The 21,279-nt window shown below is 63.5% G+C and carries 18 protein-coding genes and 4 pseudogenes; 10 read left to right on the forward strand and 12 right to left on the reverse strand.

The genetic code is table 11. From position 1 onward, the window contains the following. Nucleotides 1–99 precede the first annotated feature (99 nt). The 3 genes and pseudogenes from prpC to ACZ5KU_RS23550 form a co-directional block, all read right to left on the reverse strand. Nucleotides 100–1,227 carry a bifunctional 2-methylcitrate synthase/citrate synthase gene (prpC, locus tag ACZ5KU_RS23540; RefSeq protein ID WP_273825203.1) on the reverse strand — a complete coding sequence of 376 codons (1,128 nt, stop codon included), beginning with the start codon at nucleotides 1,225–1,227 and terminating at the stop codon, nucleotides 100–102. Between the two features lie 52 nt (nucleotides 1,228–1,279). Further along, nucleotides 1,280–2,179, reverse strand: coding sequence for a methylisocitrate lyase (gene prpB / locus ACZ5KU_RS23545; protein WP_054056768.1), 900 nt, complete (start codon nucleotides 2,177–2,179; stop codon nucleotides 1,280–1,282). Next, nucleotides 2,176–2,897, reverse strand: a pseudogene (locus tag ACZ5KU_RS23550) (GntR family transcriptional regulator). The gene prpB and the pseudogene ACZ5KU_RS23550 overlap by 4 nt, the downstream one beginning before the upstream one ends. A gap of 269 nt (nucleotides 2,898–3,166) precedes the next feature. Here ACZ5KU_RS23550 and rloA point away from each other — a divergent pair. The 5 genes and pseudogenes from rloA (at nucleotide 3,167) to ACZ5KU_RS23575 (ending at nucleotide 8,702) form a co-directional block, all read left to right on the forward strand. Beyond that, nucleotides 3,167–3,706: a retropepsin-like aspartic peptidase RloA gene (gene rloA, locus ACZ5KU_RS23555; protein ID WP_054056770.1), complete on the forward strand. Its 540-nt coding sequence runs from the start codon at nucleotides 3,167–3,169 to the stop codon at nucleotides 3,704–3,706. A 5-nt stretch (nucleotides 3,707–3,711) separates the two neighbouring features. Continuing rightward, a complete protein-coding gene (gene rloB / locus ACZ5KU_RS23560) occupies nucleotides 3,712–5,244 on the forward strand; it encodes an osmotic stress tolerance membrane protein RloB (RefSeq protein ID WP_419735388.1) in 1,533 nt (510 codons plus the stop codon). After that, nucleotides 5,244–6,230 (forward strand): alpha-L-glutamate ligase-like protein, encoded by a 987-nt coding sequence (locus ACZ5KU_RS23565; protein WP_054056772.1) that lies wholly within the window; start codon nucleotides 5,244–5,246, stop codon nucleotides 6,228–6,230. Before rloB ends, ACZ5KU_RS23565 begins: the two co-directional genes overlap by 1 nt. A gap of 275 nt (nucleotides 6,231–6,505) precedes the next feature. Beyond that, nucleotides 6,506–7,849, forward strand: coding sequence for an aminodeoxychorismate synthase component I (gene pabB, locus ACZ5KU_RS23570; RefSeq protein ID WP_464736360.1), 1,344 nt, complete (start codon nucleotides 6,506–6,508; stop codon nucleotides 7,847–7,849). A gap of 119 nt (nucleotides 7,850–7,968) precedes the next feature. After that, nucleotides 7,969–8,702: pseudogene (locus ACZ5KU_RS23575) on the forward strand (phosphoadenylyl-sulfate reductase). Between the two features lie 213 nt (nucleotides 8,703–8,915). Here ACZ5KU_RS23575 and cysB read toward each other — a convergent pair. The 5 genes and pseudogenes from cysB to ACZ5KU_RS23600 all read right to left on the reverse strand — a co-directional run bounded on the left by cysB (nucleotide 8,916) and on the right by ACZ5KU_RS23600 (nucleotide 12,997). Continuing rightward, the gene (gene cysB / locus ACZ5KU_RS23580; RefSeq protein ID WP_054056775.1) at nucleotides 8,916–9,890 is read right to left on the reverse strand and encodes an HTH-type transcriptional regulator CysB; all 975 of its coding nucleotides are present in this window, start codon (nucleotides 9,888–9,890) and stop codon (nucleotides 8,916–8,918) included. Between the two features lie 110 nt (nucleotides 9,891–10,000). Then, nucleotides 10,001–10,501 carry a universal stress protein gene (locus ACZ5KU_RS23585; RefSeq protein ID WP_054056776.1) on the reverse strand — a complete coding sequence of 167 codons (501 nt, stop codon included), beginning with the start codon at nucleotides 10,499–10,501 and terminating at the stop codon, nucleotides 10,001–10,003. 159 nt (nucleotides 10,502–10,660) lie between these two features. Beyond that, nucleotides 10,661–11,493 (reverse strand): annotated as a pseudogene (locus ACZ5KU_RS23590) (5'-nucleotidase); the annotation flags it as partial. An 18-nt stretch (nucleotides 11,494–11,511) separates the two neighbouring features. Continuing rightward, nucleotides 11,512–12,471, reverse strand: a complete 960-nt coding sequence (locus ACZ5KU_RS23595; protein WP_054060737.1) for a putative 2-dehydropantoate 2-reductase — start codon at nucleotides 12,469–12,471, stop codon at nucleotides 11,512–11,514. Between the two features lie 139 nt (nucleotides 12,472–12,610). Beyond that, entirely contained in the window at nucleotides 12,611–12,997 is a 387-nt protein-coding gene (locus ACZ5KU_RS23600) for a thioredoxin family protein (RefSeq protein WP_054060738.1), read from the reverse strand. Between ACZ5KU_RS23600 and ACZ5KU_RS23605 the strand changes: the two genes are divergently transcribed. Then, the gene (locus ACZ5KU_RS23605) at nucleotides 12,996–13,442 is read left to right on the forward strand and encodes a PilZ domain-containing protein (protein ID WP_054060739.1); all 447 of its coding nucleotides are present in this window, start codon (nucleotides 12,996–12,998) and stop codon (nucleotides 13,440–13,442) included. The two genes, ACZ5KU_RS23600 and ACZ5KU_RS23605, sit on opposite strands and share 2 nt — an antisense overlap. 125 nt (nucleotides 13,443–13,567) lie before the next feature. Next, entirely contained in the window at nucleotides 13,568–14,644 is a 1,077-nt protein-coding gene (locus tag ACZ5KU_RS23610) for a 3-deoxy-7-phosphoheptulonate synthase (protein WP_054060740.1), read from the forward strand. 69 nt (nucleotides 14,645–14,713) lie between these two features. Here the strand turns inward: ACZ5KU_RS23610 and ACZ5KU_RS23615 are convergent, their stop codons facing one another. Next, a complete protein-coding gene (locus ACZ5KU_RS23615) occupies nucleotides 14,714–14,995 on the reverse strand; it encodes a GNAT family N-acetyltransferase (protein ID WP_010448985.1) in 282 nt (93 codons plus the stop codon). Nucleotides 14,996–15,637: 642 nt separating this feature from the next. Between ACZ5KU_RS23615 and oprI the strand changes: the two genes are divergently transcribed. Beyond that, nucleotides 15,638–15,889, forward strand: coding sequence for an outer membrane lipoprotei OprI (gene oprI / locus ACZ5KU_RS23620; protein ID WP_011335311.1), 252 nt, complete (start codon nucleotides 15,638–15,640; stop codon nucleotides 15,887–15,889). A 126-nt stretch (nucleotides 15,890–16,015) separates the two neighbouring features. On the opposite strand, the pseudogene ACZ5KU_RS23625 reads toward oprI, so the two are convergent. The 3 genes and pseudogenes from ACZ5KU_RS23625 to ACZ5KU_RS23635 form a co-directional block, all read right to left on the reverse strand. Next, nucleotides 16,016–16,983 (reverse strand): annotated as a pseudogene (locus ACZ5KU_RS23625) (L,D-transpeptidase family protein). Nucleotides 16,984–17,091: 108 nt separating this feature from the next. Then, the gene (locus tag ACZ5KU_RS23630) at nucleotides 17,092–17,385 is read right to left on the reverse strand and encodes a hypothetical protein (protein ID WP_054060742.1); all 294 of its coding nucleotides are present in this window, start codon (nucleotides 17,383–17,385) and stop codon (nucleotides 17,092–17,094) included. A 56-nt stretch (nucleotides 17,386–17,441) separates the two neighbouring features. Continuing rightward, nucleotides 17,442–18,047, reverse strand: a complete 606-nt coding sequence (locus ACZ5KU_RS23635) for an arylesterase (RefSeq protein WP_054060743.1) — start codon at nucleotides 18,045–18,047, stop codon at nucleotides 17,442–17,444. Nucleotides 18,048–18,057: 10 nt separating this feature from the next. Between ACZ5KU_RS23635 and ACZ5KU_RS23640 the strand changes: the two genes are divergently transcribed. Beyond that, nucleotides 18,058–18,741, forward strand: a complete 684-nt coding sequence (locus tag ACZ5KU_RS23640; RefSeq protein WP_054063047.1) for an ABC transporter ATP-binding protein — start codon at nucleotides 18,058–18,060, stop codon at nucleotides 18,739–18,741. Next, nucleotides 18,741–21,245, forward strand: a complete 2,505-nt coding sequence (locus ACZ5KU_RS23645) for an ABC transporter permease (RefSeq protein WP_054063048.1) — start codon at nucleotides 18,741–18,743, stop codon at nucleotides 21,243–21,245. The genes ACZ5KU_RS23640 and ACZ5KU_RS23645 overlap by 1 nt, the downstream gene beginning before the upstream one ends. The last annotated feature ends 34 nt before the right edge of the window (nucleotides 21,246–21,279 follow it).

Raw genomic sequence — 21,279 nt, forward strand, 5'->3', positions numbered from 1 at the left:
CGGGCTTGCCCACGAATAAGGCCTTGAGGCCGCTAAAAGCTTCGCGGGCAAGCCCGGCTCCTACAGGAAAGGGGCCGCCCCAGGTCGTGCGTTCTTCGGTCAGCGACGCTCGATTGGCACGAACTTGCGCTGCTCGACGCCGGTGTACTCGGCACTCGGACGGATGATGCGGTTGTTGGCACGCTGTTCGAACACGTGCGCCGCCCAGCCGGTCAGGCGCGAGCAGACGAAGATCGGTGTGAACAGCTTGGTCGGGATGCCCATGAAGTGATACGCCGAGGCATGGTAGAAGTCGGCGTTGGGGAACAGTTTTTTCTGCTCCCACATGGTCTTGTCGATCGCCTCGGATACCGGGAACAGCACGGTATCGCCCACCTCATCGGCGAGTTGCCTGGACCAGCCCTTGATCACCTCGTTGCGCGGGTCGCTGTCCTTGTAGATCGCGTGGCCGAAGCCCATGATCTTGTCCTTGCGCGCCAGCATGCCGAGGGTACCTTCGATGGCCTCCTGGGCCGAGGCATAGCGTTCGATCATTTCCATCGCCGCCTCGTTGGCGCCGCCGTGCAACGGGCCGCGCAGCGAACCGATGGCCGCGGTGACGCAGGAGAACAGATCGGACAGGGTCGAGGCACAGACCCGCGCGGTAAAGGTCGAGGCGTTGAATTCGTGCTCCGCGTAGAGGATCAGCGACACGTCCATCACCTTGCGATGCAGCTCGCTCGGCGCCTTGCCGTGCAGCAGGTGCAGGAAATGTCCGCCCAGGGACTCCTCGTCGGTCATGCAGTCGATACGCTTGCCTTCATGACTGAAGCGATACCAGTAGCACATGATCGCCGGGAAAGCCGCCAGCAGGCGGTCGGTGGCTTCATGCTGGCGGGAGAAATCGCCTTCGGGCTCGATGTTGCCCAGGAAGGAACAGCCGGTACGCATCACGTCCATCGGGTGGGCGTCGGCCGGAATGCGCTCGAGCACCTCTTTCAGTGCCTGGGGCAGGTCGCGCAGGGTGCGCAGCTTGCCCATGTAGGCCGCCAGCTGGGTGGCGTTGGGCAATTCACCGTACAGCAGCAGGTAGGCGACTTCCTCGAAGCGCGCCTCGGCCGCCAGCTCGCGCACGTCATAACCGCGATAGGTCAGGCCGGCACCGGCCTGGCCCACGGTGGACAGGGCAGTTTGTCCGGCAACCTGGCCACGCAGGCCGGCGCCACTCAGTACTTTTGCTTCAGCCATTGTCTTCTCCAATTCTTGATTTTGTCGGGAACCTGGCAACAGAAGGAATGCTTCAGCCCTTCTTCTGGGCGAACAGCGCATCGAGCTTCTGCTCGAAGGCGTGGTAGTCGATACGATCGTAAAGCTCCATGCGGGTCTGCATGGTATCGATCACGCTCTGCTGGGTGCCATCGCGACGAATCGCGGTGTAGACGTTTTCCGCCGCCTTGTTCATGGCGCGGAACGCCGACAGCGGGTACAGCACCAGCGACACATCGACGGACGCCAGTTGCTCGGTGGTGTACAGCGGTGTCGCACCGAACTCGGTGATATTGGCCAGGATGGGCGCCTTCACCCGGTTGGCGAACAGCTTGTACATCTCGAGCTCGGTGATGGCTTCCGGGAAAATCATGTCGGCACCCGCCTCGATGCAGGCGGCTGCGCGTTCCAGGGCAGCCTCCAGGCCTTCCACCGCCAGCGCATCGGTACGCGCCATGATCACGAAGCTGTCGTCGATACGGGCATCGACGGCCGCCTTGATACGGTCGACCATTTCCTGCTGGGACACGATTTCCTTGTTCGGCCGGTGACCGCAGCGCTTGGCGCCGACCTGGTCCTCGATATGGATCGCCGCCGCGCCGAACTTGCTCATCGAGCGCACGGTACGCGCGACGTTGAAGGCCGATGAACCGAAACCGGTGTCGACATCCACCAACAGCGGCAGGTCGCAGACATCGGTGATGCGCCGCACGTCGGTCAGCACGTCGTCCAGGCCGCTGATCCCCAGGTCAGGCAGGCCGAGGGAGCCGGCGGCAACCCCGCCACCCGACAGGTAGATCGCCTTGAAACCGGCGCGCTTGGCCAGCAGGGCGTGGTTGGCGTTGATCGTGCCGACCACCTGCAGTGGATGTTCGCTGGCGACCGCATCGCGGAAACGCTGACCGGGCGTGTTTTTGTTGGAACCCTGACTCATGACTCACCTCGTGGAGTGGCTGTCGGTTTCGCGCCGTCCTGGTAGTGACGCGCAATATTGCGTTTCGAGGCGCCGATGTGACGGCGCATCAACAGTTCGGCCAGTTCGCCGTCGCGATCGGCGATGGCATCGAGAATCCGATGGTGCTCGGCAAAGGCCTGGCGTGGCCGGTTGGGTGTCGCGGAAAACTGGATGCGGTACATGCGCACGAGCTGATAGAGCTCGCCGCAGAGCATCTGGGTCAGGGTCCGGTTGCCGGCGCCCTGGATGATCCGGTAGTGGAAGTCGAAGTCGCCTTCCTGCTGGTAATAGCCGACACCCGCCTGGAACGCCGCATCACGTTCGTGGGTGTGCAGCACCTGGCGCAGTTCCTCGATCTCTTCACGGGTCATGCGCTCGGCGGCGAGGCGGCAGGCCATGCCTTCGAGGGATTCGCGGATTTCGTAGAGTTCGATCAGTTCGGCATGGCTGAGCGAAACCACCCGCGCCCCGACATGGGGCACCCGCACCAGCAGGCGCTGCCCTTCCAGGCGATGGATGGCCTCCCGCAACGGGCCACGGCTGATGCCGTAGGTGCGGGCCAGTTCCGGCTCGGAGATCTTGCTGCCGGGGCGATCTCGCCCTTGACGATAGCGGCCTGGATACGCCGGAAGACGTTCTCGGACAGGGTTTCCGAATCCTCCTGGGGAGTCGGCAGCGGCTCCAGATTCTCCAGCATATTGTCGACACCTTTAAAATCGATGACGGTAAAACTAGCCAATCAGGCTGTCACAGTCAAAGAATTAATCGATATTGTCGACAATAGTCTAAGAGCCCTGAAAAATACCGGAGCGTGACAAGGACAGCCGCCCCGGCGCTGGCGCCATAAAACCAGCATGTTAGAATGCCGCGCGCATCTGACGATGCCATGCCTGTCATCTTCATCCGACAGACGCACGAGGAAGCTTGCGCGGTATTGCCAGTCACCTTGAATACGCGCCAGGACTTATGAGACTCAAGCCCTACCCTCTACTGCTTTTGTTCCTTCTCTGCCTGCCGGGCCTCGGCAGCGCGGCCGAAAAGACCGTGTACGGGCTGAACGAGTACGCGACCCTGGGCGGTATCGACCTGGAAGTCGCGGCCAAGCTCGATACCGGCGCCAAGACCGCCTCCCTCAGCGCCCGTGACATCAAACGCTTCAAACGCAACGGCGAGAGCTGGGTACGCTTCTACCTGGCCATCGACACCGCCCACTCGCACCCCATCGAACAGCCGCTGGCCCGGGTCAGCAAGATCAAGCGCCGCTCCGGCGACTACGACCCGGATGAGGACAAGGCCTATACTGCCCGCCCGGTGATCACCCTGAATGTCTGCATGGGCAGCGCCTTGCGCACCATTGAAGTGAACTTGACCGACCGAAGCGCTTTCCAATACCCGCTTCTGATTGGCTCCGAGGCGCTCAAGCGCTTCGATGCGCTGGTAGACCCCAGCCTTAAATACGCTGCCGGCAAACCCGCCTGCACCGCCGACGCTCTAACCGCCGAGTAATTCGCATGCGTTCTCTTACCCTCCATCTGAAAGTCCTGATCGCTATCCTGGTGGTGCTGGGGATTTCGGTCACGGCCTATCAGATTTTCGTGCTGGGGATTCCGGTCACCGAAGATGCCACCGACGACCTGTGGAACATCGACGCCAAGGTCGAGTTCGTCGCCGCCAGCAAGGACCCGGTGAAGATCCAGATGTTCGTGCCGCCGCTGAGCCGCGACTACGTGAGCCTCAACGAGAGTTTCATCTCCAACAATTACGGGGTCAGCGTCAACCGCACCGATGGCAACCGCAAGGTCACCTGGTCGGCCCGTCGGGTCAGCGGCAAGCAGACGCTCTACTACCGCCTGGTGCTGACCAAGCGCTACACCGGCGAAAAACCCAAGGTCAAGGGCCCGACCTTCCGTGACAGCATGGCCATCGAGGGCCCGGAAAAAATCGCCGCCGAAGCACTGATGGCGCCGATCCGTCAACATTCGGCCGATGTCGAGACCTTCATCAGCGAAACCATCAAGCGCGTCAACAATCTCAATGACGACAACGTCAAGCTGCTGCTGGCCGGCGATCCGTCGACCCCGCACAAGGCGCAGATCATCGAGTTGCTGCTGTCGATCGCCCACGTGCCGCTGGAGAAGGTCCACACCATCCGCCTGGTGGCCGACCAGCCGCAGACCCCGGAACTCTGGCTGCGCAGCTTCAACGGCAACGACTGGCTGTACTTCAACCCGGATACCGGCGAACAGGGCCTGCCCGAGGACCGCCTGGTCTGGTGGACCGGCGACGACAACCTGATCACCGTCGAGGGCGGCAAGAAGGCCAGCGTCAACTTCAGCCTGAACAACAGCGAGATGAACGCCATCCGCCTGGCCAAGCTGACCGACGAGAATTCCGACGCCAACTTCCTCGAATACTCGCTCTACGGCCTGCCGCTGCAGACCCAGCAGACCTTCATGATCATGGTGATGATCCCGATCGGCGTGCTGGTGATCCTGATCCTGCGCAACCTGATCGGCCTGCAGACCCTCGGCACCTTCACCCCGGTGCTGATCGCCCTGGCGTTTCGCGAGACGCAGTTGGGCTTCGGTATCGTGCTGTTCACCATCATCACCGCCCTCGGCCTGTCACTGCGCTCCTACCTGGAACACCTGAAGCTGCAGATGCTGCCGCGGCTGTCGGTGGTACTGACCTTCGTCGTGGTGCTGATCGCCGCCATCAGCCTGTTCAGCCACAAGCTCGGCCTGGAGCGCGGCCTGTCGGTGGCGCTGTTCCCGATGGTGATCCTGACCATGACCATCGAGCGCCTGTCCATCACCTGGGAAGAGCGCGGCGGCGGCCATGCGATGAAGGTCGCGATCGGTACCCTGTTCGCCGCCTCGCTGGCGCACCTGATCATGAGCGTGCCGGAGCTGGTGTACTTCGTCTTCACCTTCCCGGCGGTCCTGCTGATCCTGGTGGGCTTCATGCTGGCCATGGGGCGCTATCGCGGCTACCGCCTGACCGAACTGGTGCGCTTCAAGGCCTTTCTCAAGGAAGACGCCTGATGTTCGGCCTGTGGAAAACCTGGAAGGCCCTGGAAGCCAAGGGCATCATGGGGATCAACCGGCGTAACGCCGACTATGTGCTCAAGTACAACAAGCGCAGCCTGTATCCGATCGTCGATGACAAGATCATCACCAAGGAACGGGCGATCGCCGCCGGCATTCACGTGCCGGAAATGTACGGGGTGATCTCCACCGAAAAGGACATCGACAAGCTCGGCGAGATCATCGGTGGGCGCAGCGATTTCGTCATCAAGCCGGCCCAGGGTGCCGGCGGCGATGGCATCCTGGTGATCGCCGATCGCTTCGAGGGACGTTACCGGACCATTTCCGGGCGGATCATCAGCCATGAGGAAATCGAGCACCAGGTGTCCAGCATCCTCACCGGGCTGTACTCCCTGGGTGGCCACCGCGACCGTGCCCTGATCGAATACCGGGTGACCCCCGACCAGATCTTCAAAAGCATCAGTTACGAAGGCGTGCCGGACATCCGCATCATCGTGCTGATGGGCTATCCGGTGATGGCCATGCTGCGCCTGCCGACCCGCCAGTCCAGCGGCAAGGCCAACCTGCACCAGGGCGCCATCGGTGTCGGTGTCGACCTGGCGACCGGCCTGACCCTGCGCGGCACCTGGCTGAACAACATCATCCGCAAGCACCCCGATACCACCAATGCGGTGGACGGTGTGCAACTGCCCAACTGGGACGGTTTCATGAAGCTGGCCGCCGGCTGCTACGAATTGTGCGGCCTGGGTTATATCGGCGTGGACATGGTCTTGGACCAGGACAAGGGTCCGCTGATTCTCGAACTCAACGCCCGCCCCGGGCTGAACATCCAGATCGCCAACGACTGCGGCCTGACCACCCGGGCCCAGGCGGTGGAAGCCCACCTGGAAGAACTGGCAGTGGCCGGCCTCAGCGAAACCGCGGAGGAGCGGGTACGCTTCGTACAGCAGCTGTTCGGCCATGTGGCCCCAAGGAATGTCTGACGAGCAGGAGCAGATTTGCCCTGTAGGAGCGTGGCTTGTCGGGGCGCCGAACCGCCGCGAAGCTTTTGGCGGTCTCAAGGACGCTTTCGCGGGCAAGCCGCGCTCCTACAGGGCTCAGATAAATCCGCCCCCCACCGGCACGGCATCAATAACGCCCTACCCACGCACACTCTGAATTCCGGCTCATGGATATAACCATCACCACATCCCTCTAGGAGCATTTCCTACAGGAGACTACAATCGCCCTCCCCGCCCTCAAGGCTGATTCGCCCCGCATGCAGACCTGCTCCGTATACCCGCTACCCTATTCCCCCGACCCCGCCAGTTATTTCGCGGCCATTCGCCACGCCCCCGGCGCGGTGCTGCTCGACAGCGGCCGGCCGGCCGCCGAGCGCGGGCGCTATGACCTGCTCAGCGCCTGGCCACTGGAGCAGTTGAGCGTGCTGCCGGATGAACGGGGCGAGGATTTCCTCGTGCGCCTGCGCGGCACGCTGGCACGCCTGGGACGAGCCGAGTTGCCCGCCACCGTCGAGCTGCCATTCGCCGGCGGCCTGATCGGCTACCTGAGCTACGACTTCGGCCGCCACCTGGAAGCCCTGCCCAGCCAGGCCCGGAACGATCTGCAACTGCCCGACGCGCGCTTCGGCCTGTACGCCTGGGCACTGATCAGCGATCACCAGCAGGCCACCAGCCAGCTGGTATTCCACCCCACCGTCGCAGAGGAGGAGCGCGAGCGCCTGGTGCAACTGTTCAGCCAGCCAGCGCCCACCGAGACCGCCAGCTTCCGGCTGAACGCACCGATGGCCGCCGATCTCGACGCCGAGTCCTATCGCCAGGCCTTCGAGCGTATCCAGCAGTACATCCAGGCCGGCGACTGCTACCAGGTCAACTTCGCCCAGCGTTTCCGTGCGAGCTGCCAGGGTGACCCGTGGGCGGCCTACCTGGCCTTGCGGGCCGCCTGTCCGACACCGTTCTCCGGTTTCCAGAGCCTGCCGGACAACGGCGCGGTGCTGAGCCTGTCGCCGGAGCGCTTCATCCGGGTCAGCGCCGGCCAGGTGGAGACTCGGCCGATCAAGGGCACCCGCCCACGGGGCCGGGATGCCGCCGAAGACGCAGCCAACGCCGCGCAGTTGCTGGCCAGCACCAAGGACCGTGCGGAAAACCTGATGATCGTCGACCTGCTGCGCAACGACCTCGGCCGTACCTGTCGGATCGGCAGCGTGCGGGTGCCGGAGCTGTTCAGCCTGGAGAGCTACCCGAACGTGCATCACCTGGTCAGCAGCGTGACCGGCGAACTGGCCGCCGGCCGCGACGCCCTCGACCTGATCGCCGGCAGCTTCCCGGGCGGCTCGATCACTGGCGCACCGAAGATCCGCGCCATGCAGATCATCGACGAACTCGAACCGACGCGCCGCGCGCTGTACTGCGGCTCACTGCTGTACCTGGACGTACGCGGCGAGATGGACAGCTCGATTGCCATCCGCAGCCTGCTGGTCAAGGACGGCCAGATCAGTTGCTGGGGCGGCGGAGGGATCGTCGCCGACTCCGACTGGCAGGCCGAATACCAGGAATCCATTACCAAGGTGAAAGTTCTGCTCGATACCTTGCAGACACTCTAGATGCCATCACGCGCGCTGGAGCCGGCTTGCCCACCACCCTGGAATCTCCCACAGGCCGGATTTTGTTACTATTGCCCCCTATATGAGCGCAAAGCGCCAACGACTGTAGGAACCGCCTGATGAGTCAAACGTTCGACGTCGCCGAACTCGCCGCGACATACGCCACAAAATCCCCCAGGACATTCTCAAGCTGGCCTTCTCCCAGTTTGGCGACGACCTGTGGATATCCTTCAGCGGCGCCGAGGACGTGGTCCTGGTGGACATGGCCTGGAAGCTGAACAAGAACGTCAAGGTGTTCAGCCTCGATACCGGCCGTCTGCACCCGGAAACCTATCGGTTCATCGACCAGGTTCGCGAGTTCTACAAGATCGATATCGAGCTGATTTCGCCGGATCACACCCGGCTTGAGCCCTTCGTCAAGGAAAAGGGCCTGTTCAGCTTCTACAAGGACGGTCATGGCGAATGCTGCGGCATCCGCAAGATCGAGCCGCTGCGGCGCAAGCTGTCCGGCGTGAACGCCTGGGCCACCGGCCAGCGTCGCGACCAGAGCCCTGGCACCCGCAGCCAGGTGGCGGTGCTGGAAATCGACAGCGCCTTCTCGACCCCGGAACGTCCCCTGTACAAGTTCAATCCGCTGGCGCAGATGACCAGCGAAGAAGTCTGGGGTTACATCCGCATGCTCGAGCTGCCCTACAACAGCCTGCATGAACGCGGCTTCATCAGTATCGGCTGCGAACCCTGCACCCGCCCGGTACTGCCGAACCAGCACGAGCGCGAGGGCCGCTGGTGGTGGGAGGAGGCCACGCAGAAGGAGTGCGGCCTGCACGCCGGCAACCTGATCAGCAAAGGTTGACCCCGGACGCGGAGCGCCATGGGCGGCATTCCCGCGCGGAGCGTGGGAACGATCGGTCACTGAGCCTGAACGTTTGCCATGAAAAAGCCCCGAACCAGTCGGGGCTTTTTCATGCTTGCTATCGAGAAGGTCAGCCGGCGCGGATCATTCCCATGCGCTGCCTGGGAATGCCGCCAAAGCACGTTCCGCGTCCGCTCGCATGGCAAGCAGTGATCAGTGCACCGGCAGTTCGACACCCTCGAACAGCTCTTCCAGTTCCTGCTTGTTGTGGCACTGGATGGCCTTGGCCATCACTTCGCGGGTCAGGTGCGGCGCGAACTTCTCGATGAAGTCGCACATGAATCCACGCAGGAAGGTCCCGCGGCGGAAGCCGATCTTGGTGATGCTGGACTCGAACAGCTCGCTGGCGTCGAGTACCACCAGATCCTTGTCGAGCACCGTATCGACTGCCATCTTCGCCACGATCCCCACCCCCAGGCCCAGGCGGACATAGGTCTTGATCACGTCGGCGTCGGCGGCGGTGAACACCACTTTCGGCGTCAGGCCGCGATGGCTGAAGGCTTCGTCCAGCTTGGAGCGTCCGGTGAAACCGAATACGTAGGTGACGATCGGGTACTCGGCCAGGGTTTCCAGGGTCAGCTTCGGCAGCTTGGTCAGCGGGTGCCCCTGAGGCACCACCACACAACGGTTCCAGCGATAGCAGGGCATCATCACCAGGTCACCGAACAGCTCCAGCGCCTCGGTGGCAATGGCGAAATCGACGGTACCGTCGGCGGCCATCTCGGCGATCTGCATCGGCGAGCCCTGGTGCATGTGCAGCGCGACATCCGGGTACTGCTTGATGAAGTTGCTGATCACCGGCGGCAGGGCATAACGCGCCTGGGTGTGGGTGGTGGCGATCGACAGGGTGCCTTTCTTTTCGTTGGAGAACTCCTGGGCGATCTGCTTGATGCTTTCGACCTTGCGCAGGATCTCGCCGGCGGTGTTGATGATGCGCTCGCCGGCCGGGGTGACGCGGGTCAGGTGCTTGCCACTGCGTGCAAAGACTTCCACGCCCAGCTCGTCTTCGAGCAGGCGGATCTGCTTGCTGATACCTGGCTGTGAGGTGTAGAGACTTTGCGCCGTCGCGGAAACGTTGAGGTCGTGGTGCGCCACTTCCCAGATGTAGCGCAGTTGTTGGAGCTTCATATGTATCCCTCAAAGCAGGTAGACGCCACAGGCAGCAGCGGCGATATATAACTATATGAAAGGTTTGAAGAATAAATCTAGAACTTTTTATCGATCCGCCGAATTTCGCCTCAGTTGTCGTCATGCCGACGGCGCTGCAACAGCGGCACGAGGTACACCGGCACCCGCGACAACTGCAGGACCCGCGCTGCGGTGCGGCCCAAGTGTGCCTGCGCACCGGTGCCATGGCTGTGACTTCCGACAATCAACAGATCGACTGCCAGCCGTTGCGCGTGGGAGAGAATGACCTGCGAAGGATCCCCCTGGAGCACCTGGACCGACTGGATCATCGCCAGGTCCTGCTGCCCTTCCCCCAACTCCTCGCGAAAGCTGTCCAATACCCGTTGCTCGATATTGGCCATCACGGTGTTAAGACCCTGGCTGTGCAATTCGTTCAATGCCTGCTCGTCCAGATAGCTCTGCAACACCGACTCCGCAAACAACCCCATGGGTTCGACCGCGTGCACCACATGCAAGTCGGCCTTGAACGTTCGAGCCAGACCCAGCGCATGCTGCATGACGTAAGGCGCATACAGGCCGAGGTCGGTGGCATACAGCATCGAACGAATCATGGGACCTCCTCGATTGCCAGAAGGGCGGAGATGGATTGAGCTTAGCAGCGCACCGGACAGTTCGGCGCCCTGCTGGTCGGGCTAATCCGTAGCCTGGGGCTCGTTGCTGATGCCATGGGGAACATGGCCGGTGGCGACCACTTCGCGGGCCCTTTCGCAGTGCCCGGTCTGGTCGTCGAAAAACACGTCCGCGGCAAAGGCCTCGAGGAACGCCGACTTGTCCAGGCCACCGAGGAACAGCGACTCGTCGAGGCGGATGTCCCATTCGCGCAAGGTGCGGATCACCCGTTCGTGGGCTGGCGCCGAGCGGGCGGTGACCAACGCGGTGCGGATCGGACAGGCCTCGTCGGCGAACTCGCGCTGCAGCAGGTTGAGCGCCGCCAGGAAGCCCTTGAACGGCCCGCCACGCAGCGGCTCGCGGGCCGACTGGCGCTCGGCGGCCTGGAAGGCCGCCAGCCCGCCGAGCTGGTAGATCCGCTCCGACTCATCGGAAAACAGCACCGCATCGCCGTCGAAGGCGATGCGCAACTCGGCGCTGGCTGCCCGGCGGGCACCACCGGCCAGGATGGTCGCCGCGGCAAATCCGGCCTCCAGGGCGCTGCGCACGTCTTCAGCGTGGGTCGACAGAAACAGATGACAGCCAAAAGCCGCCAGATAGGGATAGGGAGTACGTCCGCCGGCAAACGCCGCTCGCGAAATATCCAGGCCGTAATGCTGGATCGAGTTGAACACCCGCAGGCCGGTGTCGGCACTGTTGCGCGACACCAGCACCACTTCGACCCGCGAACGCCCCAGGCTGGCATTGAGGCTCAGAAGCTTCTGCACCAGGGGAAACGCCTCACCCGGCTCGAGAATCTCCTCCTCGTGTTCGATCTGATACTTGCGATAGGCCTCCACCCCTGGCTCAGATAGACCTGATGGCTTTCACTGAGGTCGAACAGCGCCCGCGAGGAAATCGCCAGTACCAACTTGCCGCCAAGGCTGTTTGCCATGATGTTCTCCCGATGGTCTCAGCGGTTGTGCACGTCGATGAAATCCAGAGCCTGATACAGGGCGCGGATCTTCGGCAAGTCACAACCGGCCTCAAGGGCGGCAGCCAGCGGACGGACGTAGATCGCCTCCAGTTCCAGCGCCCGCCTGTGGATAAAGTCGTGGTACATGCTTGGCCAATAGTCCGGCATCTTTTCCGTGACCTTGAACAGGTGCTCGGCGTAGCCGGCCGGCAAGACATGCCCACAGGCCTGCGCGCCCTGCACCACCTCCGCCATGAGTGCCTGTACCAGTTCGCGGCTGCTGGCATCGCTCATCAGCGGCGTGGTGCTGGCCCGCAGCAGCACCGACAGGCCGTTGTACGGCACGTTCCATACCAGCTTCTGCCAGCGCGCCTGCTCCAGGTTGGCCATGGCCCGGGATTCGATACCGGCCAGGCGGAACAGCGCGGCGCCCTCCTCGACCAGCGCCTGGCGGGCGCCCTCGTCATCGAACAACGGGCCACTGTGATAACCGAGGTTCACCGAGCCCAGCGCCTGATGCACCACCGCCCCCGGACCGGTGCGATGCACGCAGATGAAGCACAGCCCACCGAGCAGGTGCAGCGAGTCGGGCAGCAACGGACGCAACTGTTCCTCGACACCCAGGCCATTCTGCAACAACAGCACCCGGGCGCCGGGCGCTGCGACCTTGGCGATCAGCGGAGCGAGTTCGGCATTGGCGGTGGCCTTGGCCCCCACCAGCAGCCAGTCGCAGGGCGGCAGGTCTTCGGCCGAAGCATAGGCCTGCACCGGGTTCAGGTGTAGCTGGCCGTGGACAGCACTGTCGATCCGCAACCCGTTTTCAGCCACGGCGGAAAACTCGCTGCGCAGTAGAAAGTGCACGTCGAAACCGGCACGCGCCAGCATCACCCCGTAGAACCCGCCGATCGCCCCGGTACCGATGATGCCGATACGCGGCCTGTTCGTTGAAACTGTCATGGCTGCTCCTTTATGCAAAGCTGTCGTGATTCGAGAAAACTCAAGGTCTGGAGCAGTGTCTGCGTCCTGGGCATTTCGCAGCCGGCAGGTGCCAGCATGCCCCCGTAGACACCACCGATGCCCGGCGACGCTGCCTGGTTCATGGCAACTCCTCGGGGACACGCCCCAGGGCCTGCCGCAGTCCCTCGCTCAGCTCACGCAGGGCCAGGGGAGCACGCAGTGCCCCCTGGAACCGACCGTCCCGGACCACGAACAGCGCCGGCAGGTGAAAGACCTCGTAGCGCTGGACCAAGCCGCCATTGTCACCGGCATCGATCCAGCACAGGCGGTCGACCGGCAACCCCAGCCCCGGCAGTGCCTGGCGGGCGAAACGGCAGGACGCGCAACCGGCACTGGTGAAGATCAGCAATGAAACCCCCGGCAGGTCGAGCAGTTGGCGGTCCGCATCAAAATCGGACAACTCGACCCCCTTCACTATACTGGGGAAAGGTTTTTCCGGTGACCGGCACACGGAGTCGTTTGTCATGGTGCGCTTTCTACCTCATCCCGTAGACGTTCCAGTGAAACTGACCTTGCTCGAACACTCGTGCATCTCGAGGCACCGCCTGCACTGCCTCAGCCTCGGCGGCATCGCCTGCCACTCGCCACGGGCCTGGCGGCATGGCTCGGCCCTGGAGATGCGTATCCCGAGCCTGGGCGACAGCGCATGTTACTCCGGCTACGTGGCCTGGTGCCTGAAACGCAAGCATGTATTTCTGGTGGGCATCGCCTTCGTCGACGAGCAGACCCTGTTCGGCGCGCGCATGGGCGAGCAGATCTGCCAGATCGAACGCTACCGGCGCGCCCGCCAGCAACTCGACGCCGGGCCGCAGAGCATCGAGGCGATTGCCCGCGAATGGGTGCAACGGCATGCCGGCGATTTCTCCCATGCCAGCCTCGAACGACCCTTTACCCGGGCCCTGCTCGATTAATCCGGCCTTTGCCCATTGCCCGGTTACGGCCTAACGCGCTAAGGTTCGGCTCCCCGACACGCTCATATCGCTGTGCTCCGCCGCGCGGGGCTGGCGACGGCACCCGTGACCTGACGAGTAACACGATGGCTGATTTACCGATCAACGACCTTAACGTCGCCTCCAACGAGACGCTGATCACGCCTGATCAGCTCAAGCGTGACATTCCCCTGAGCGAGGCTGCCCTGCGCACCGTGACCCGGGGCCGCGAGGTGATTCGCAACATTCTCGATGGCAAGGACCATCGCCTGTTCGTCGTCATCGGGCCATGCTCGATCCACGACATCAAGGCTGCCCACGAATATGCCGAACGCCTCAAGGTGCTCGCTGCCGAAGTCTCAGACAGCCTGTACCTGGTGATGCGCGTGTACTTCGAGAAGCCGCGGACCACGGTCGGCTGGAAAGGCCTGATCAACGACCCGTACCTGGATGACTCGTTCAAGATCCAGGATGGCCTGCACATCGGTCGCCAACTGCTGCTGGACCTGGCCGAAATGGGCCTGCCCACCGCCACCGAAGCGCTCGACCCGATCTCGCCGCAGTACCTGCAGGACCTGATCAGCTGGTCGGCCATCGGTGCCCGTACCACCGAATCCCAGACCCACCGCGAAATGGCTTCCGGCCTGTCCTCGGCGGTCGGCTTCAAGAACGGTACCGATGGCGGCCTGACCGTGGCGATCAACGCCCTGCAGTCGGTCTCCAAGCCGCACCGCTTCCTCGGCATCAACCAGGAAGGCGGCGTGTCGATCGTCACCACCAAGGGCAACGCCTACGGTCACGTGGTGCTGCGCGGCGGCAACGGCAAGCCCAACTATGACTCGGTGAGCGTTGCGCTCTGCGAGCAGGCGTTGAGCAAGGCCGGGATCAAGAACAACATCATGGTCGATTGCAGCCACGCCAACTCCAACAAGGACCCGGCGCTGCAACCGCTGGTAATGGAGAACGTCGCCAACCAGATCCTCGAAGGCAACCAGTCGATCATCGGCCTGATGGTCGAAAGCCACCTGAACTGGGGCTGCCAGGCAATTCCGAAGGACCTCGCCGACCTGCAGTACGGCGTGTCGATCACCGACGCCTGCATCGACTGGGACAGCACCGAGAAGACCTTGCGCAGCATGCACGCCAAGCTCAAGGACGTACTGCCCAAGCGGGCCCGCGGCTGATCGCACAGCGATTGCGCAGAAACAAAGACGCCGGGCAATGCCCGGCGTTTTCATGTCTGTTCGATGGGATCAGGTCTTAGCGGCGTGCCGCTGATGCCGTTCCATGTAGCGTTCCACATAGGAGCAGGAAGGGATGACGGTGTACCCCATGCGTTCGGCGTACTCCAGCGCCTGCTCGGTCAGCGCCGCTGCAATGCCTCGGCCACGCAACGCGTTGGGCACGAAGGTGCGGTAGATATCCAGGGTCTGCTTACCCAGGTCCATATAGGTCAGGTAGGCACGATGACCGTCCACATTGGTCTCGAACTGATGACCAGCCTGGTCATGGTGGATGGACAACGCCTCGCTCATCACTACTCCTCGCGGGTCTTGGTATTCGACCCTACCTTACCGATGTTTTTCCGGCGAAGGAACCTCTACGCCACCCCGTGCCTGTTTGGACAACGAGAACAGCCGACCGCTCCCTGAAAAAAACGAGCACGTATCAAATAGTAGGCACCCTTGGCAAAAATGCTCAAGACACGCTCGTCACGTCGCCCGGCACCGTTCGGATCATGGCACGGGCCAACACTCCCTGGCGGGCGAGAAGCTGAACATGGGCTGAAAATTGCCGGAATGTCATGTTGTATGACGCACACTCCCGGTTAAAGTCACTTTCCAACTAGCAAAAGATACTCCCCGCCACGTGGACGGTAGGGAACAAGAGTTACCCGTTGCGGTCAGAACGAGGCCTGGATACAACCGGACACTTGCCACCTGTTGCATGACGGGCCGACTGAAGATCGCATAAAGCGCTCGGAACGGGCTTTACCACTGTATGTTTTTTATACAGTGCCAGGCAAAGTTAGCTGAAAAACATTCTGTACCAAGAATTTTTTTTGCTTCTTGCGTTACGTCAGTTTACTTACTACAAGTAATGGGTAGTATGTACGCCGGCTATTTCCTCACTCTGGGGTTATGGTCATTAATAGAAAGTCCTTGAAGGGGAACACGATGAACAACGTTCTGAAATTCTCGGCTCTGGCCCTGGCCGCTGTACTGGCTACCGGTTGCAGCAGCGCATCGAAAGAAACCGAAGCTCGTCTGACTGCTACCGAAGACGCAGCTGCTCGTGCTCAGGCTCGTGCTGACGAAGCCTACCGCAAAGCTGATGAAGCTCTGGCTGCTGCTCAAAAAGCACAACAGACTGCTGACGAAGCGAACGAGCGCGCTCTGCGCATGCTGGAAAAAGCAAGCCGCAAGTAATAGTCCTTCGGGGCTGTTATCAAGCCGATCCATCCTTGGGTCGGCTTTTTTATGCCCGCCCGCTTTATGGGCGGGCATGAAAAACCCGCCTGGCGCGCAAGGCCCCAGGCGGGTCGTTCGAAGCCGTTACTGCTGAAGGTCGATCGGTGCGCTCGAGACCACCGGCGCCGCGCCCGGCACAGCGATTTCGGTCGGCAGACCATCTTCGGCCGCGACCACGTCGCGCACCTGGTCCCAGTTCACCCGCAGGTTCTTTGCCAGGTCGTCACGCTTGAGCAGGGCGTTGATCACCGCGGTGTGCTTGTCGACCACCGACGGGTTGCCATTGTCGTCCAGCGGCGTGTGCGCCTCCAGGTAGACCTTGCCGCCACTGACACCGAACTTGTAGGCCTCGTTGATGATCCGCACCGAGGTGCCGACCGGCACCATGCCGGCCATCTCCAGCACGTTGTTGTTGAACATGCGGAAGCAGCCGTGACTGGTACGGGTACCGATACCGAACTTCATGTTCGAACCGTGAATCAGGTAGCCCGGCGTGCCCAGGGTGAACTTGAACGGGCCCAGCGGATTGTCCGGACCGGCCGGCACCACGTTGGGCAGCGGATCGCCGTTGGCGGCATGTTCGGCCTTGATCGAGGCCGGCGGCGTCCAGGTCGGGTTCGGTGTCTTGGCGGTGATGGTAGTGTGGGCGATCGGCGAGCCCCAGCCTTCACGCCCGATACCCAGCGGGAAGGTGTAGACCACGTTGCGTCCCTTGGGGAAGTAGTACAGGCGATATTCGGCCAGGTTGATCACGATGCCTTCACGGGGCCCGGCGGCAGGATGAAGCGGGTCGGCAGGACGATATCGGTACCCGCACCCGGCAACCAGGCGTCGACCCCCGGGTTGGCCGCGACCATCTCCGAGTAGCCCAGGTCGTAGGTGGTACCGAGGTCGGCAAAGGTATCTTCATACTTGGCCTTGATCACCTGGACCTGGCCGACGATATCCTCGCCCGGCGGCGGCAACGGCAATTCCAGCGCGGAAACGGGACCCGCCGCACACAGGGCGGCAATGGACAGGCAACGGGTGACGGCAGGAAAGCGCGACAGCATCCGGGAAATCCTTCGCATGATCATCGGAGAAATAAAGTTCGATTGTACACCTGCCGCCAGCCGCCCGGCAGGACATTGGCGGCGCTTCAGCTGGCAGACAGGCAGGTTTTACAGTTCGAAACGCAATTCCGGCCAGATCGGTGGCGTACCGCGTTTCTGGGACTCGAGAATCGCCCGGCAGAACGGGCACAGGCGCTGGTCGCGGAAAATCGACTTGTCCACCCCCGACCAGCGCGGCTGCGCCGGCAGCAGGCTGCCACAGAGCGTGCGATCGGCGGAGCCACCCAGTTCCAGCTGACGCGTGACCAGATGCACCCGCACTTCCTGGCAGGCGAACAGATCCAGCTGCTCGTCGGGCTCGATCAGTTGGTAGGCAAATAGGGACCAGGCGGGACGCTGCATCGGGGGCTCCTGACAGGGGGGCGCCACATTAGCCGAAAAACCGCCGGTAAAAAAGCTCAAAGCAGCGGTTTCAGGGTCGGCCAGACGTTATTGAGCAACTTGTCCTGACCAGCGGGCCCCGGGTGGATCCCGTCGGCCTGCATCAGCTCCGGATGGCCGCCCACGCCCTCGAGAAAAAACGGCACCAGCGCGACGTTTTTCTCTTCCGCCAGGGCCGGGTAGACCTCGGCGAACGCCTGGGTGTAGCGGGCACCGTAATTGGGTGGCAACTGCATGCCGAGCAACAGCACCTTGGCCCCGCTGGCCCGGGAGTTGTCGATCATCGACGCAAGATTTTGTTTCAATTGTGTAGGAAGCTGCCCACGCAGGCCATCGTTGCCACCCAACTCGATGATCACCAGCTCCGGCTTGTGCTGCGCAAGCAGCGCCGGCAGCCGCGCCTGGCCGCCTGCACTGGTGTCGCCGCTGATGGAGGCATTGACCACCTTGTCCTTGAAACCCTCGTCCCTGAGCCGCTTTTCCAGCAGGGCGACCCAGCCGACACGGGTATCCAGGCCGAAAGCCGCGCTGATACTATCGCCAACGATCAGGACCGTGCCCGCCGCCGCATTCTGAGCCATGCACATCAGCGCCAGGCCGGCACTCAAAAACCAAACTCGCATCGGATTCTCCATGGGCGAAAGCATTCTCACCGCGCAGAACCTTAGCAAAGTGGTTTCCAGCACGGAAGGCGAACTGACCATCCTGCACCCTCTTTCCCTGCACCTGAACAAGGGTGACAGCCTGGCCATCGTCGGCGCGTCCGGCTCCGGCAAATCCACCCTGCTCGGCCTGCTGGCCGGCCTCGACCTGCCCAGCGGCGGCGAAGTGACCCTGGCCGGACGCGCCCTGAGCAGCCTCGACGAAGACCAGCGCGCGCGTATCCGCGCCGAGCATGTCGGCTTCGTGTTCCAGAGTTTCCAACTGCTCGACAGCCTCAATGCCCTGGAAAACGTCATGCTGCCACTGGAGCTGGACGGCCGCAGCGACGCCCGGGAACGCGCCCGCGGCCTGCTGGAACGGGTCGGCCTGGGCAAGCGGCTGACCCACTCGCCACGGCAGTTGTCCGGCGGCGAACAGCAGCGGGTGGCCATCGCCCGGGCCTTTGCCGCCGAGCCGGACGTCCTGTTCGCCGACGAGCCCACCGGCAACCTCGACAGCCACACCGGCGAACGCATCAGCGACCTGCTGTTCGAACTGAACAAGGAGCGCGGCACCACCCTGGTGCTGGTGACCCATGACGAACGCCTGGCCCATCGCTGCCGGCGCCTGATCCGCCTTGATGCCGGCCAGCTGGTCGCGCCCCTGGAGCCTTGATGGCACGCCTGCCGCTGTTGCGCCTGTTCAGTCTCGCCACCCGCCAACTGCAGCGCGATGCCCGCGCCGGCGAGTTGCGGGTGCTGTTTTTCGCCCTGCTGGTCGCCGTGGCGGCCAGTACCGCGATCGGTTATTTCGGTGCCCGCCTGAACGGCGCGATGATGCTGCGTGCCACCGAATTCCTCGCCGCCGACCTGGTGCTCGACGGTACCTCCAAGGCTCGTCCGGAGCAGGTCCAGAGTGGCCGCGAGCTCGGTCTCGAGCATGCCCGGGTGGTCGAGTTCTCCAGCGTGATCGCCACCGACAATGGCATCCAGCTCTCGAGCATCAAGGCGGCGGACGAGCACTACCCCCTGCGTGGCGAGCTCAGGAGCGCCGCCGAGCCCTTCGGCGCCGAAACCGCCGGCGGCGGCCCAACCCCTGGTGAAGCCTGGGTCGAGGCGCGACTGATGACCGCCCTGAATCTAAAGATCGGCGACAGCATCGACGTCGGCATGAAGACCGTCCGTATCGCCCGGGTGCTCACCTACGAACCGGACCGTGCCGCCAATTTCTACAGCCTGACCCCGCGGGTGCTGATCAACCTGGCGGACCTGGAAGCCACCGGTGTCGTGCAACCCGGCAGCCGGGTCAATTTCCGCGAGCTCTGGCGGGGTCCGGCCAGCGCCCTGGCGACCTATCGCGACCTGCTCAAGCCGGGGCTGGCGGCCAACCAGCGGCTGCTCGACGCCCGCGACGGCAACCAGCAGATCGGCGGCGCCCTGGGCAAGGCCGAGCGCTACCTGAACATGGCGAGCCTGGTCGCGGTGCTGCTGTCCGGCGTGGCGGTGGCGCTCAGCGCCAGCCGTTTCGCCGCCCGCCGCTTCGATGCCAGTGCGCTGTTACGCTGCCTGGGGCTGTCGCGCCGGGAAACCATGACCCTGTTCAGCCTGCAACTGGCGATCCTCGGCCTGCTCGCCAGCATCAGCGGCGCCCTGCTCGGCTGGCTGGCCCAACTGGGCCTGTTCCAGTTGCTGCACAACCTGCTGCCCGCCGATGTGCCACCCGGCGGCCTGACACCGGCACTGGCCGGCATCGGTACCGGCCTGGTGGCCCTGGCCGGCTTCGCCCTGCCGCCGCTGGCGGCGCTGGGCCGAGTGCCACCGCTGCGGGTACTGCGCCGCGACCTGCTGCCGATTCCCGCCAGTACCTGGATGGTCTACGGCACCGCGCTGCTGGCCCTCGGCCTGATCATGTGGCGCCTGAGCCTGGACCTGGTACTGACCTTCGCGCTGCTCGGTGGCGGCGTGATCGCCGCCCTGTTGCTCGGCGGCCTGATGCTGCTCGGCTTGCAGAGCCTGCGCCGGCTGCTGGCCCAGGCCTCACTGCCCTGGCGCCTGGGTCTGGGCCAGTTGCTGCGCCATCCACTGGCCGCCGCCGGGCAATCCCTGGCCTTCGGCCTGATCCTGCTGTCCATGGCCCTGATCGCGCTGCTGCGCGGCGAACTGCTGGACACCTGGCAGAACCAGTTGCCGAAGAACGCACCGAACTACTTCGCGCTGAACATCCTGCCCGCGGACAAGGACGGTTTCCGCGACCACCTGATCAGGCTGTCGGCGCAGTCGGCACCGATCTACCCGGTGGTGCCGGGGCGCCTGATCAGCATCAACGGCGAGCCGGTGCAGGACATCGTCAGCAAGGACACCGCCGGCGACCGGGCGATCCAGCGCGACCTCAGCCTGACCTGGGCAGCCGACCTGCCGGCGGGCAATAGCCTGACTGCCGGCAACTGGTGGTCGAACCTGCCCGGCAGCGACATTCCCGAGGTGTCGGTGGAGGCCAAGGTGGCCACCAGCCTGAAGATCAAGCTGGGCGACCACCTGGTGTTCAGCGTCGGTGGCAGCCAGCGGGAGGCGCGCGTCAGCAGCCTGCGCAGCATCAACTGGGACAACTTCCAGCCGAACTTCTTCATGATCTTCCAGCCCGGCACCTTGCAGGACCTGCCGGCCACCTACCTGACCAGCTTCTATCTGGCGCCCGGTCACGACAAGGACATCGTCGAGCTGTCCCGGGCCTTCCCGGCGGCGACCATCCTGCAGGTCGAGGCCCTGCTCGAACAGCTGCGCAGCATCCTCGCGCAGGTCACCATCGCGGTGGAATACGTACTGCTGTTCGTCCTGGCGGCGGGCATGGCGGTGCTGTTCTCCGGCCTGCAGGCAACCCTGGACGAACGCATTCGCCAGGGGGCCCTGGTGCGGGCGCTGGGTGCGCAACGGCGGTTGCTGGTCAAGGCGCGGAGAATCGAATTCGGCCTGCTCGGTGCCGCCAGTGGCCTGCTCGCCGCGCTCGGCGCGGAACTGGTGAGCCTGGTGCTGTACCGGTTCGCCTTCGACCTGCCCTGGCACCCGCATCCCTGGCTGTTGCTGCTGCCGCTGATCGGCGCCCTGATGATCGGCGGTGCCGGCGTCTTCGGCACCCGTCGGGCGCTGAATGCCAGCCCGCTGACAGTGCTGCGCGAGGGCTGATAGACTCGCGCCCTGTTTGTCCAATGGAATGACG

This window comes from Pseudomonas sp. Tof1 (assembly GCF_055390395.1).